This is a genomic window from Pseudomonas sp. L7 (assembly GCF_046605565.1).
GTDB classification, from domain to species: Bacteria; Pseudomonadota; Gammaproteobacteria; order Pseudomonadales; family Pseudomonadaceae; genus Aquipseudomonas; species Aquipseudomonas wayambapalatensis.
The window spans coordinates 3,709,787-3,723,071 of record NZ_CP176784.1 but is presented as its reverse complement, the minus strand read 5'-3'; the positions used below and the strand labels follow the sequence as shown (position 1 = coordinate 3,723,071).

Here is a 13,285-nt window from a genome sequence, read left to right as displayed (position 1 = left end):
TGTCGCCGCTGCCGCTGCAGGTTGCCTCGATGCGCGCATCGCCGTGGGAGAGGATCTCTACCCTGCCTTGCTCGGCATAGCGTTCACCACGCTGCAGGGCACCGGCGTCGAATTCGCGCTTCCAGCTTGGATTTTCCGCAACCTGCTTCTGCACGTCACTCACGTGTCACTGCTCCATCATTTCCGGATCCAGTGTCGGCAGCTTGCGCATCCCGGCCGGTGCAACCTTGATCAACAGCGCCAGGTGCCCGCCGTCGAGGAAGGTCAGCTGGCCGTTCTTCACATTGCTGTTGCTTTGCTTGAATTGCTCGCTGCGCAGCACGCTGCCGTTGCCGTCCAGTTCGTTGACCCAGAAGTTGGCCTCGATGCGCGTGAAGCGGCCCTCGGCGATGCTCAGGTTGCCCTCGATGGGGAAGTGCCCGAACTGCTCTTCGCCTGCGCCCACGGCAATGCGGCTGGGCTCGCTGCCCACCTGCTGCTGCCAGGCCTTGTGCAGCAGCACAGTGTAGTCGGCAGTGGCTTGCAGGCGGGTGGCTTCGTCAGCCAGTGCCAGCGGGCGCTCGGCGTCCTTGGTCAGGCGCGGCGCGTCGGCGCTCCAGTTTTCGGGGGCGAACGGGCTGGTCACGGCAGGCACGGCGTTCTGCCGCAGGAGGAGGATTTCCACCTGATAAGGGCCTTCGGCGAAGGCCGTTACTGGCGCGATGAGCGTCAGCAACAAGGTCAGGCAACGAATGGCGCGCATGGAGCTTCCTTAATTTGACTGTGGGGCCAGGCGCTCGAACAGCGCCTCCAGGGTATTGAAGCGTTCTTCCGGGCGTTCCATCGGCACCAGGAAGCGGAACTGGGTCGCGCCTTCGAACTTATAGCGCTTGGGCTGGCCCTGGATCAGTTTGATCAGGGTCAGCGGATCGACCGGTGTTTCGGCCTCGAACTCAAGCTTGCCGCCATTGGGGCCGGCATCGACCTTCTTGATGCCAAGCTTCTCGGCCTGCAGCTTGAGCAGCGTCAGGCGCATGAGGTTCTTGGTCGGCTCGGGCAGCAGGCCGAAGCGGTCGATCATCTCCACTTGCAGGTCCTTGAGCCCTTCTTCGTCGGCCGCCGAGGCGATGCGCTTGTACAGGATCAGGCGGGCGTGCACATCGGGCAGGTAGTCTTCGGGGATCAGCGCCGGCAAGCGCAGGTTGATCTCCGGGCCGCCGCCCAGTGGTTGCTCGAGATTGGGTTGGGTGCCCTTGCGGATCGCCTTGACCGCACGTTCGAGCATTTCCATGTAGAGGGTGAAACCCACTGCCTGGATCTGCCCGCTCTGGCCTTCGCCGAGCAACTCGCCGGCGCCGCGGATCTCCAGGTCGTTGGTGGCCAGCACGAAGCCTGCGCCCAGGTCCTGGGTGTTGGCGATCGCCTCCAGGCGCTTTTCGGCATCGCCGCTGATCTGTTGGCGTGGCGGGGTGAGCAGGTAGGCGTAGGCCTGGTGGTGGCTGCGTCCGACCCGGCCGCGCAGCTGGTGCAACTGGGCCAGGCCGAACTTGTCGGCACGTTCGATGACGATGGTGTTGGCGCTCGGGACGTCGATGCCGGTCTCGATGATGGTCGAGGCGATCAGCACGTTGAAGCGCTTGTGGTAGAAATCGCTCATCACCTGTTCGAGTTCGCGCTCGCGCATCTGCCCGTGGCCAATGCCGATGCGGGCCTCGGGCACCAGTTCGGCGAGGTCGGCGGCGCATTTCTCGATGGTCTTCACATCGTTGTGCAGGTAATAGACCTGACCGCCACGCAACAACTCACGCAGCAGCGCTTCCTTGACCGTGCTCTTGTTCTGCTCCATGACGAAGGTGCGCACCGACAGGCGTCGCGCCGGCGGAGTGGCGATGATCGACAGGTCGCGCATGCCGGCCACGGCCATGTTCAGGGTGCGCGGGATTGGCGTGGCGGTGAGGGTGAGGATGTCCACCTCGCTGCGCAGCGCCTTGAGCTGTTCTTTCTGGCGTACGCCGAAACGGTGCTCTTCGTCGATGATCGCCAGGCCCAGGTCCTTGAAGCGTACGTCGTCCTGCAGCAGCTTGTGGGTGCCGATGAGGATGTCGATCTTGCCTTCGGCAAGGTCTGCGGCGGCGGCGGCCACTTCCTTGGCGGACTTGAAGCGGCTCATCACTTCGACCGTCACCGGCCAGTCGGCAAAGCGATCACGGAAGCTGTTGTAGTGCTGCTGGGCGAGCAGGGTGGTGGGGACCAGGACCGCGACCTGGCGACCGCTGTGCACCGCGATGAAGGCTGCGCGCATGGCCACTTCAGTCTTGCCGAAGCCGACATCGCCACAGACCAGTCGGTCCATGGGCTTGGCCGCAAGCATGTCGAGGCGCACGGCCTCGATGGCGGCCTGCTGGTCGGGCGTCTCCTCGAACGGGAAGCCGGCGCTGAAGGTGGCGTAGTCGGCGGCCGGGTCGGCGAAGGCGTAGCCCTTGCGCGCAGCACGGCGGGCATAGATGTCGAGCAGCTCGGCGGCCACGTCGCGCACCTGTTCGGCGGCCTTGCGCTTGGCCTTCTGCCAGGCTTCGGAGCCAAGTCGGTGCAGTGGCGCCAGGGCGTCGTCGCTGCCGGTATAGCGGGCGATCAGGTGCAGGTTGGCCACCGGCACATAGAGCTTGGCGCCCTCGGCGTATTCCAGGGTGAGGAACTCGGCGGCCTGGCCGTCTATTTCCAGGGTGGCCAGGCCCAGGTAGCGGCCCACGCCGTGATCGATGTGCACCACAGGGGCGCCTTCGCGCAGCTCGGTGAGGTTCTTGATCACTGCGTCGTTGGCCGCTTCGCCGCGCTTGTCGCGACGTCGGCGCTGCATCACGCGCTGGCCGAACAACGGGCTTTCAGCCACAAGGGCCAGGCTCGGGTCATCCAGCAGCAGGCCGTCATCGAGCGGGGCGATGGTGATCGCCAGGCGCTCGCTGCCAGTGATGAAATCGTCCCAGCCCTCGACGGTGTGCGGGCGCAGCTTCAGGCGTTCGAGCAGCTCCAGCAGTACCTCGCGGCGGCCTGCCGATTCGGCGGTGAACAGCACGCGGCCGGGGAACTGGTCGAGGAAGTTCGACAGCTCAGCCAGCGGCTGGTTGGCCTTGGCCTCGATGGCAAGGTTGGGCAGGGCGCGGGCCGGGAAGCGCTCGCGGCCAGCGCCTGGCTCGAGTTCGTCGGCGCTGACCACCACGCGCGGCCATTGCTTGAGGCGGGCGAAGCAGTCCTCGACCGGCATGAACAGCTCGGCCGGTGGCAGCAAGGGGCGGCTGAGGTCGCCGCGGCGCTCTTCGTAGCGCCCGCGTACGTCGTTCCAGAAGTGTTCGGCGGCCTGCTCGACACCGGGCAGGGAGAATACCTGGGTGTCTGCCGGCAGGTAGTCGAAGAGTGTCGCGGTCTCTTCGAAGAACAGTGGCAGATAGTATTCGATGCCGGCCGGGATGATGCCGCTGGTCAGGTCCTGGAAGATCGCACTGCGCCGGAAGTCGACGTCGAAGCGCTCTCGGAAACGGGCCTTGAAGCGTGTCACCTCATCCTTGTGCATAGGGAATTCGCGGGCCGGCAGCAGGCGGATCGAGTCGACCTTGTCGACCGAGCGCTGGGTCTCCGGGTCGAAGGTGCGCAGGGTCTCGATCTCGTCGTCGAACAAGTCGATGCGATACGGCGCCTTGCTGCCCATGGGGAACAGGTCGATCAGCGCGCCGCGCACGGCAAATTCACCATGCTCGTAGACCGTGTCGACGCAGCGGTAGCCGCTGGCTTCCAGGCGGGTGCGCATCTGCTCGACGTCGATCTTCTGGCCTACGTCCAGCACCAGGCTGCTGCCCAGCAGGAAGCGGGTCGGGGCCAGGCGGTGCAGGGCGGTGGTGATCGGCACCACGAGAATGCCGTGGTCCAGCTCTGGCAGTCGATAGAGGCTGGCGATGCGCTGGGAGATGATGTCCTGGTGCGGCGAGAACAGGTCGTAGGACAGGGTTTCCCAGTCGGGGAACGGCAGCACCGGGAGCTGCGGGGCGAAGAAACGCAGCTCCTGTTCCAGGCGGTCGGCGGCCTGGCTGTCGGCAGTCAGCAGCAGGGTGAAGCGCCCGGCGCTGCTGGCGGCCTCGGCGATGGCGAGACTGAGGGCGGCACCGGGCAGGTTGCCCCAGGTTTGTTTGCCGGCCGTGGCCGACAGTTGCGGAAGGCGCAGAACTGACACGGAAGATCCGACTCCAAGCGTTGCGGCAAAGAGGTCAATTGTACCGGCGACGCTGCTCGCTGTCAGGCTCGAAAGGCCATGGCGGCTGGCTTTGCGGGTAGCGACAGGCGCTCATTGCCCGATACGCATCGGGGCGTCATAATGTAGCCCCTTTTTTCTGTCCCTACATGTGGAAGGTTCCCGTGACTCAGAAGCCCGACCAGTGTCTTGGTGAGTGGATCGATCGTGAAGCCCTGGCTGAAGCGATGATCCCGCTTATCGGTCAGCTCTACCGCAACAACAATGTGGTGAGCTCGATCTATGGCCGCAGCCTGATCAACCGTTCGGTTATCTCGATCCTCAAAGCGCATCGCTTTGCACGTCACCGTCAGACCGACGAGACCGAACTGTCCGTACACGAGACATTCCCCCTGCTCAAAGCCATGAGCGAGCTGAAACTGGGCGCCGCCTCGGTCGACCTGGGCAAGCTGGCCAACAAGTTCAAGCAGGAAGGCAACGGTCGCACTGCCGAGCAGTTCGTCCGTGAAGAGCTGGCTGATGTGGTTGGCCAGCAGAACGCTTCGGCGCGCAAGGGCACCGACGTCGTCCTGTACGGCTTCGGCCGCATCGGCCGCCTGCTGGCGCGCATCCTGATCGAGAAGACCGGTGGCGGCGACGGCCTGCGCCTGCGTGCCATCGTCGTGCGCAAGGGCGCCGAGAACGACCTGGTCAAGCGTGCCAGCCTGCTGCGCCGCGATTCGGTCCACGGCCCGTTCGATGGCACCATCACCATCGATGAAGCCAACAACACCATCACCGCCAACGGCAACCTGATCCAGGTCATCTACGCCAAGAGCCCGAGCGAAGTCGACTACACCCAGTACGGCATCGAAAACGCACTGATCGTCGACAACACCGGCGTCTGGCGTGATGCCGACGGCCTGGGCCAGCACCTGGCCTGCCCGGGCGCTGCCCGTGTGATCCTCACCGCTCCTGGCAAGGGTGCGCTGAAGAACATCGTGCACGGCATCAACCATGGCGATATCGCCGCCGATGACAAGATCATCTCCGCGGCGTCCTGCACCACCAACGCCATCGTGCCGGTGCTCAAGGCCATCAACGACCAGTACGGCATCGTCAACGGCCACGTCGAGACCGTTCACTCGTTCACCAACGACCAGAACCTGATCGACAACTTCCACAAGGGCAGCCGTCGCGGTCGTGCCGCGCCGCTGAACATGGTCATCACCGAAACCGGCGCCGCCACTGCCGCTGCCAAGGCACTGCCAGTGCTCAAGGGCAAGTTGACCGGCAACGCCATTCGCGTACCGACACCGAACGTGTCGATGGCCATCCTGAACCTGAACCTGGAAAAGGCCACCAACCGCGAAGAGCTCAACGAGTACCTGCGCCAGACCGCCATGCACTCGGAACTGCACAAGCAGATCGACTACGTCAGCTCCCAGGAAGTGGTTTCGACCGACTTCGTCGGCTCGCGCCACGCCGGTGTGGTCGATGCCGAAGCGACCATCTGCAACGATAACCGTGTTGTCCTGTACGTCTGGTACGACAACGAATTCGGTTACAGCTGCCAGGTCGTTCGCGTGATGGAAGAAATGGCCGGTGTGAACCCGCCAGCGTTTCCACGCTGATAGGCTTGTAAGGCGATGAAAAAACGGGAACCTTCGGGTTCCCGTTTTTTTTATGTTGTGTCTGTGCCGGCCCGGCAAAGGTAAACGTTCGTCCCGCCACAGAGGCGGCACAGGCAACCGAGAATCTGAATCTTGCGCAAAGCCTTCCTGCTTATCCTGATGCTGCTATCGGCCTGCGACCAGCAACCCACGCTGGAGCGCCTGGGCGGCCCGACCATGGGCAGCAGCTACAGCATCCAGTATGTTCGCAGCCCCGGCGGCCCGGCGCCGAGCCAGGTGCGCGAGGCAGTCGAAACCATCCTGCATGGCATCGACGCGTATTACTCCACCTACCGTGACGACTCCGTTGTCAGCCGTTTCAACCAATTGCCGGCCAATCAATGTCTGACCATCCCGCAGGGCATGCTCGAGCTGGTCACCTTCGGCCAGCACCTGGCCGATGTGAGCGAGGGGGCGTTCGACCTCAGTGTCGAGCCACTGCTCAACCTGTGGGGTTTCGGCCCGCAGGCGCGTCAGGAGCAGGTGCCCGACCCTCAGGCGCTGGCCTTGGCCCGTCAGCGCGTAGGTTATCGTCACCTGCACATCGATGGAGAGCGCCTGTGCAAGGATGTCGCGCTGGAGCTGGACTTCAACAGTATCGCTGCCGGTCACGCAGTCGATCTGATCGCCGAGCGCCTGCGGACGATGGGTATCGACAGCTTTGTCGCCGAAGCCACCGGGGAATTGCAGGCCGCAGGCCGCAAGCCTGATGGCAGCCCCTGGCGCATTGCACTGGAGCTGCCGCGCGAGGATCGCCAGATCGCTCGCCAGGTGATAGCCATCGATGGCCTGTCGGTGTCGACCTCGGGTGACTACCGCAACTATTTCGAGGACAATGGCCGGCGCTATTCGCACACCTTCGATGCCCGCCTGGGGCGTCCGGTGGTGCACGATCTGGCTGCGGTCACCGTGCTGGACCGCTCGGCGCTGATCGCCGACGGTTACTCGACGCTGCTGTTGATTCTCGGGCCCGAGCGCGGCTGGGATTTTGCTGTGGCCCACGGCATCGCTGCCGTATTGGTGACCCGGGTCGAGGGTGGTTTCGTCTCCCGTTCCACGCCAGGTTTCCAGCGGGTGTTGAAAGGCGGGTGAAAGGCAGGGCACGGATGATCGCGGCCACGGAAACGGCGAAATGACATGTAGTGCAGGCAAAGATGGCCTACGACGCGACCAAGGGTTAATGTGCGCGGCGTTCACGCTTGATTAGACTGCACCCGAATTTTTTCATGGCGCCCCGGCGGCATGATGAGCCCCGCGGCCAGCCGGCCGGCGGGCCAGTTCTGAAGGAGTACGCATGGCTGTCTACAACTACGACGTAGTGGTGCTGGGTTCCGGCCCGGCCGGAGAAGGCGCGGCAATGAACGCCGCCAAAGCGGGGCGCAAGGTCGCAATGGTCGACAGCCGTCGCCAGGTCGGCGGCAACTGCACCCACCTGGGCACCATCCCGTCCAAGGCACTGCGTCACTCGGTGCGGCAGATCATGCAGTTCAACACCAACCCGATGTTCCGCGCTATTGGTGAGCCGCGCTGGTTCTCCTTCCCCGACGTGCTCAAGAGCGCCGAGAAGGTGATTTCCAAGCAGGTTGCCTCGCGCACCGGCTACTACGCGCGCAACCGCGTCGACGTGTTCGTCGGCACCGGCAGCTTCGCCGACGAGCAGACCGTCGAAGTGGTCTGCCCCAACGGTGTGGTCGAGAAGCTCAACGCCAAGCACATCATCATCGCCACCGGCTCGCGCCCTTATCGCCCGGCCGACATCGACTTCCACCACCCGCGCGTCTATGACAGCGACACCATCCTCAGCCTGAGCCACACGCCGCGCAAGCTGATCGTCTATGGTGCCGGGGTGATCGGTTGCGAATACGCCTCGATCTTCAGTGGCCTGGGTGTGCTGGTCGAATTGGTCGACAACCGTGGTCAACTGCTGAGCTTCCTGGATTCGGAAATCTCCCAGGCGCTGAGCTACCACTTCAGCAACAACAACATCACCGTACGCCATAACGAGGAGTACGAGCGTGTCGAGGGCCTGGACAACGGGGTGATCCTGCACCTGAAGTCGGGCAAGAAGATCAAGGCCGACGCCTTGCTGTGGTGCAACGGCCGTACCGGCAACACCGACAAGCTGGGCCTTGAGAACATCGGCATCAAGGTCAACAGCCGCGGCCAGATCGAGGTCGACGAGAACTACCGCACCAGTGTGCCGAACATCTACGGTGCCGGTGACGTGATCGGTTGGCCGAGCCTGGCCAGCGCCGCCCACGACCAGGGCCGTTCGGCGGCAGGTAGCATCGTCGACAACGGCAGCTGGCGCTTCGTCAACGACGTGCCGACCGGCATCTACACCATTCCGGAGATCAGCTCGATCGGCAAGAACGAGCAGGAGCTGACCCAGGCCAAGGTGCCATACGAAGTGGGCAAGGCGTTCTTCAAGAGCATGGCGCGTGCGCAGATCGCCGGCGAGCCGCAGGGCATGCTGAAGATCCTGTTCCACCGCGAAACCCTGGAAATCCTTGGCGTGCACTGCTTCGGTTACCAGGCTTCGGAGATTGTCCACATCGGCCAGGCGATCATGAACCAGCCGGGTGAGCTGAACAATCTCAAGTACTTCGTCAACACCACCTTCAACTACCCGACCATGGCCGAAGCCTATCGGGTAGCTGCCTACGACGGTCTGAACCGGCTTTTTTGAGCGGCTCCGGCCGGTGGCCTGAGCCGGTCGGGGAGACCGATTTCAGCCCTACCCGAGGGTGGTCTTGGCCAAACCGGGAAAGTCTGTAATCAGGCTGTCCACGCCAAAATCGGCGAGTCGGCGCATCAGCGCCGGCTCGTTGACCGTCCACACCGACACATGCAAACCCTGCTTCTGCGCCTTGAGCAGGCGTTCGGGGGTGCACAGTGTCCAGTTCAGCGCGAGCATCTCGCAGCCATAGTTCTGTGCGACTTTCAGCGGGTCGAGCCAGGCGTACTCGGCAACCAGCCCGCGCGCGATGTCGGGCACCAGTTCCTGCGCTGCCCCCAGCACTTCCCGCGAGCTCGAGGTGATGGTCACCTTGTCGAGCAGGCCGTATTGTTGTGCCAGCTCGCGAATGGCCAGCACCGTGCTTGCTGCACGGGTGCGCGAAGCACTCTTGACCTCCAGCTGCCAGTGGGCAAAGGCGCATTTCTCGAACAGTTCTTCAAGGCGCGGAATAGGGCAGGGCTGCACATGTCCGGGGCCGCCCTTGCGCGCGTCGTAGGTAACCAGGTCCGCTGCCGAGTGTTCGACGACCTTGCCGCGTCGCCCAGTCGTGCGCTTGAGGGTCGGGTCATGGATCACCATCAGCTCGTTGTCGGCCGACAGGTGCAGGTCCAGCTCGCAACGGTCGACGCCGTGCGACAGGCACTGGCGGAAGCTGGTCAGGGTATTCTCGGGCGCTTCGCCCTTGGCGCCGCGATGGCCGTAGATCAGGGTCACGTTCGTTCCTTCAGGTCAAAAGGGAAAAGGCTCAGGATTGCGGATTGTTCTGTTCGATCTGCTGACGCCGCTGCTGTTGCTGGCGCTGCAGGATGTAGCGGGCCAGGAGCTGGCGCTGGGCATCGGTCATGTCGATGAACTCGGTGCCAACCTCGAAATCGCCTTCGGGGCGCGGGTCGCAGTGGGTGACGCGGCCACGCAGCAACAGGCCGTGGGCGCGTGGCATCAGCACCATCTTCACCTTGACCCGGGTGCCGGGCGCGATCTGCTGCGCCTGGGCGAACTCGACACCGCCTTCGGAGATGATCACCCGCTGCGGCTGGCCGATCTCGCCGATCAGCGTGTGCGCGACTACCGCGCTGAGCAGGTCGAGGCGTTTGTTCTGGGCGCGCAGGAAGGCAGCCAGGGTACGGTCCTTGTCGCTGAGCTGGCGCAACAGGTGCTGGGATTCGAAGTCCGACAGGTGCAGCTCGCTGAGCAGGTTGAACAGCGGTGAATCATCCTGCAACAGTTCTGGCTCAAGGGCTTCGGCGGCGCTCAGGGGGCTGATTTCCAGTGCGATCCTGTCTTCGATGCGGTAGTATTCCCGGCGATCTTCTTCGTCTAATGTCGTCATGGCGAACCCATGGTTGCGGCGGTGGTCCGAGTGTAAAGCCGCCGTAGGCGCCTCGCCACCAGGACGTTCCCTTTCATCCGAACAAGCCCCGACATGTTCAGACCTCTCTTCGTATTCATCGGTACGCGCTACACCCGTGCCAAGCGACGCAACCATTTCGTCTCGTTCATTTCCCTGACCTCGATGATCGGCCTTGCCCTGGGCGTGGTAGTGATGATCGTGGTGCTGTCGGTGATGAATGGCTTCGATCACGAGATGCGCACCCGCGTCCTTGGCATGGTTCCCCACGCCACCATCGAGGGCGACCAGCCCATCGGCGACTGGCAGGCCCTTGCTCAACAAGTAAAGCAGAATCCGCACGTGCAGGCGGTCGCGCCCTTCACGCAGATGCAGGGGCTGCTCACCCATGACGGCAAGGTGCAGAAGATGCTGCTCAACGGCATCCAGCCGGATCGCGAGCGTGAGGTGTCGATCATCGACAACTTCCTGCAGCAGGGCAGCCTCGACCAGTTGGCGCCCGGCGAATGGGGCATCCTCATCGGTGACAAGGCCGCCACCAAGCTGGGTGTGAAGGTCGGCGACAAGGTCACGTTCGTCGCGCCCGAGGTGAGCATCACCCCGGCCGGGATGTTCCCGCGCATGAAGCGCTTTACCGTGGTCGGCACCTTCCATGTCGGCGCCGGCGAGATCGACGGCTACCTGGGGCTGACCAACCTCTCCGACCTTTCGCGCCTGCACCGCTGGAAGGCCGACCAGGTGCAAGGCCTGCGCCTGAAGTTCGATGACCTGTTCAAGGCGCCGCGTGAGGCCTGGAGCATCGTCCAGCAGCTGGGCGAGCACCAGTATTACGCCCGCGACTGGACCCGCACCCAGGGCAACCTGTACCAGGCGATTCGCATGGAGAAGTCGATCATCGGCCTGCTCCTGCTGCTGATCGTCGCGGTGGCAGCGTTCAACATCATTTCCACCCTGGTGATGGTGGTCAATGACAAGCGTGGCGACATTGCCATCCTGCGTACGCTTGGCGCCACGCCCCGGCAGATCATGGCGATCTTCATGGTCCAGGGCACGGTGATCGGCGTGGTCGGCACACTGATCGGCGCGGTGGTCGGGATCATCGCCGCGCTCAACGTCAGTGCGGCGATCGCTGGCGTCGAGACCCTGATCGGGCACAAGTTCCTCAATGCCGATGTGTACTTCATCGATTACCTGCCGTCGCAGATCATCGCCCAGGACGTGTGGATGGTCTGCGGTGCGGCGCTGGTCCTGAGTTTCCTCGCCACCCTGTATCCGGCCTGGCGTGCAGCGCGCACCCAGCCTGCAGAGGCGCTACGTTATGAGTGAGTCGCGCATGAGTGATAAAGCCGTACTGAGTTGCCGCAACTTGGGCAAGTCCTATGACGAGGGCCCGGAGTCGGTGCAGGTGTTGTCGGGCCTGAGCCTGGAACTGCACCCGGGTGAGCGGGTGGCCATCGTCGGTAGCTCCGGCTCTGGCAAGAGCACGCTGCTCAACCTGCTGGGCGGCCTCGATACGCCAACCCAAGGCAGCGTCTGGCTAGCCGGGGAAGAACTTTCGGCGCTTGGCGAGCGTGATCGCGGCTTGCTGCGCAACCGCGCCCTGGGTTTCGTCTATCAGTTCCACCACCTGCTGGCAGAATTCACGGCACTGGAAAACGTCTGCATGCCGCTGCTGATCGGTCGTACACCCATCCCGGAAGCACGTCAGCGGGCTGAGGCGCTGCTCAAGCGTGTAGGCCTTGGCCATCGACTGAATCACAAACCTGCCGAGCTGTCCGGCGGTGAGCGCCAGCGCGTGGCGATTGCCCGTGCGCTGGTCAACCAGCCGGGCCTGGTGATGCTCGACGAACCCACCGGCAACCTCGACCACCACACCGCCCTGGGGATCCAGGAACTGATGCAGGAACTGTCGACGGCGTCGCGCACGGCGTTCCTGGTGGTGACCCACGACCTGAGCCTGGCACGCAAGATGGACCGTGTGCTGAGCCTGGAAGACGGTCGTCTGGTCTCGATCTGATTGCATGGGGCCGCCTGCGCGGCCCCGATCCACTGTTCAACTGGGTGTTCGCGTACATGTTCAGACCCTTGCCCTTGTTCATCGGTGCCCGCTACACCCGTGCCAAGCGCCGCAATCACTTCATCTCGTTCATCTCCATGACCTCGATGATCGGCCTTTCCCTGGGCGTGCTGGCGATGATCGTGGTGTTGTCGGTGATGAACGGTTTCCAGCGTGAGATGAGCTCGCGCGTGCTGGGGCTGGTGCCCCATGCCAGCATCCTTGGCGTACAGCCGCTGGATAACTGGCAAAGTGTTGCCGAAACCGCGCTGAAGAACCCGGCGGTTATCGCCGCGGCGCCTTTGACGGAAATGGAAGGCATGCTCTCCTACAAGGGCGCGATGCAGCCGATCCAGGTCAGCGGTATCGACCCGGCGCAGGAGGGCAAGGTCTCCATCGTCGGCCAGCATATCGTCCAGGGGGCCTTGCAAGCCCTGCAGCCGGGTGAGTATGGCGTGGTGCTCGGGGAACTGACGGCCCGTCGCTTTCGTCTGAACACCGGCGACAAGGTCACCCTGATCGTCCCGGAGGTGAGCAGTGCGCCTGGTGGTATCACCCCGCGCATGCAGCGCCTGACCGTGGTCGGCATCTTCAAGGTCGGTGCCGAGCTGGATGGTTCGCAGGCCTACATCCACATGGCCGACGCCGGCGAGATGCAACGCTGGGCGCCGGGCCAGGTGCAGGGCGTACGCCTGAAGCTGCACGACCTGTACGCTGCACCGCAGGTGTCCAAGGCGATCGCTTCGGGCCTGGGCGATGCCTACCGCGCCGATGACTGGTCGCACACCCAGGGCAGCCTGTTCAGTGCGATGAAGATGGAAAAGACCATGATCGGACTGCTGCTGCTGATGATCATTGCCGTGGCAGCGTTCAACATCATCGCCACCCTGGTGATGGTGGTGAACGACAAGGGCGCCGACATCGCGATTCTGCGCACCATCGGGGCGACGCCGGCGCAGATCATGGGCACCTTCATGGTCCAGGGCAGCCTGATCGGTATCGTCGGCACCCTGATCGGCGGGGTGTTGGGCGTGATCGGTGCGCTCAACGTCAGCGCCATCGTCGGTTGGCTGGAACGCACCAGCGGCCAGCATATCTTCACCTCCGACATGTACTTCATCAGCAGCCTGCCGTCGCAGTTGCAGTGGGGCGATGTCGCGATCATCTGTATCGCGGGCTTGGTGATGAGCTTCCTGGCCACGTTGTATCCGGCCTATCGCGCGTCGCAGATCGAGCCTGCAATGGCATTGCGCTACGAGTGACGTGTGGC

10 protein-coding genes are annotated in these 13,285 nt (G+C 63.7%); 6 read left to right on the top strand and 4 right to left on the bottom strand.

All coding sequences use genetic code 11. The annotated features are described in order from the left end of the window. Window positions 1–166 precede the first annotated feature (166 nt). Complete coding sequence (locus tag ACK3BK_RS17160) at window positions 167–742, bottom strand: CsiV family protein (RefSeq protein WP_411382956.1); 576 nt, start codon at window positions 740–742, stop codon at window positions 167–169. A 9-nt stretch (window positions 743–751) separates the two neighbouring features. Next, complete coding sequence (mfd, locus tag ACK3BK_RS17155) at window positions 752–4,201, bottom strand: transcription-repair coupling factor (RefSeq protein WP_411382955.1); 3,450 nt, start codon at window positions 4,199–4,201, stop codon at window positions 752–754. Between the two features lie 167 nt (window positions 4,202–4,368). Here mfd and ACK3BK_RS17150 point away from each other — a divergent pair, with 167 nt between their 5' ends. The 3 genes from ACK3BK_RS17150 (at window position 4,369) to sthA (ending at window position 8,560) form a co-directional block, all read left to right on the top strand. Further along, window positions 4,369–5,832: a glyceraldehyde-3-phosphate dehydrogenase gene (locus ACK3BK_RS17150; protein ID WP_186666302.1), complete on the top strand. Its 1,464-nt coding sequence runs from the start codon at window positions 4,369–4,371 to the stop codon at window positions 5,830–5,832. 132 nt (window positions 5,833–5,964) lie between these two features. After that, entirely contained in the window at window positions 5,965–6,963 is a 999-nt protein-coding gene (locus tag ACK3BK_RS17145) for an FAD:protein FMN transferase (protein WP_411382954.1), read from the top strand. Between the two features lie 202 nt (window positions 6,964–7,165). Then, a complete protein-coding gene (sthA, locus tag ACK3BK_RS17140) occupies window positions 7,166–8,560 on the top strand; it encodes a Si-specific NAD(P)(+) transhydrogenase (RefSeq protein ID WP_186666298.1) in 1,395 nt (464 codons plus the stop codon). Window positions 8,561–8,608: 48 nt separating this feature from the next. Here sthA and ACK3BK_RS17135 read toward each other — a convergent pair whose 3' ends face one another. Both ACK3BK_RS17135 and ACK3BK_RS17130 read right to left on the bottom strand, forming a co-directional pair. Beyond that, a complete protein-coding gene (locus tag ACK3BK_RS17135; RefSeq protein WP_125929357.1) occupies window positions 8,609–9,325 on the bottom strand; it encodes a glycerophosphodiester phosphodiesterase in 717 nt (238 codons plus the stop codon). Between the two features lie 31 nt (window positions 9,326–9,356). Next, window positions 9,357–9,941, bottom strand: a complete 585-nt coding sequence (locus tag ACK3BK_RS17130) for a PilZ domain-containing protein (RefSeq protein ID WP_186666294.1) — start codon at window positions 9,939–9,941, stop codon at window positions 9,357–9,359. Window positions 9,942–10,034: 93 nt separating this feature from the next. Here ACK3BK_RS17130 and ACK3BK_RS17125 point away from each other — a divergent pair, with 93 nt between their 5' ends. Genes ACK3BK_RS17125 through ACK3BK_RS17115 form a run of 3 tightly spaced genes read left to right on the top strand, consistent with a single transcriptional unit; the run spans window position 10,035 to window position 13,277 of the window. Next, window positions 10,035–11,285 (top strand): lipoprotein-releasing ABC transporter permease subunit, encoded by a 1,251-nt coding sequence (locus ACK3BK_RS17125; RefSeq protein WP_065861986.1) that lies wholly within the window; start codon window positions 10,035–10,037, stop codon window positions 11,283–11,285. 7 nt (window positions 11,286–11,292) lie between these two features. Further along, window positions 11,293–11,976 carry a lipoprotein-releasing ABC transporter ATP-binding protein LolD gene (gene lolD / locus ACK3BK_RS17120; protein WP_186666292.1) on the top strand — a complete coding sequence of 228 codons (684 nt, stop codon included), beginning with the start codon at window positions 11,293–11,295 and terminating at the stop codon, window positions 11,974–11,976. Between the two features lie 56 nt (window positions 11,977–12,032). Further along, a complete protein-coding gene (locus ACK3BK_RS17115; RefSeq protein ID WP_186708366.1) occupies window positions 12,033–13,277 on the top strand; it encodes a lipoprotein-releasing ABC transporter permease subunit in 1,245 nt (414 codons plus the stop codon). Window positions 13,278–13,285: the final 8 nt, after the last annotated feature.

Excerpts from the sequence above, each read along its gene's own strand:
- ACK3BK_RS17160 (WP_411382956.1), bottom strand. The coding sequence starts at position 742 with ATGCGCGCCATTCGTTGCCTGACCTTGTTGCTGACGCTCATCGCGCCA.
- ACK3BK_RS17150 (WP_186666302.1), top strand. The coding sequence starts at position 4,369 with ATGTGGAAGGTTCCCGTGACTCAGAAGCCCGACCAGTGTCTTGGTGAG.
- sthA (WP_186666298.1), top strand. The coding sequence starts at position 7,166 with ATGGCTGTCTACAACTACGACGTAGTGGTGCTGGGTTCCGGCCCGGCC.
- ACK3BK_RS17130 (WP_186666294.1), bottom strand. The coding sequence starts at position 9,941 with ATGACGACATTAGACGAAGAAGATCGCCGGGAATACTACCGCATCGAA.
- ACK3BK_RS17125 (WP_065861986.1), top strand. The coding sequence starts at position 10,035 with ATGTTCAGACCTCTCTTCGTATTCATCGGTACGCGCTACACCCGTGCC.
- lolD (WP_186666292.1), top strand. The coding sequence starts at position 11,293 with ATGAGTGATAAAGCCGTACTGAGTTGCCGCAACTTGGGCAAGTCCTAT.
- ACK3BK_RS17115 (WP_186708366.1), top strand. The coding sequence starts at position 12,033 with ATGTTCAGACCCTTGCCCTTGTTCATCGGTGCCCGCTACACCCGTGCC.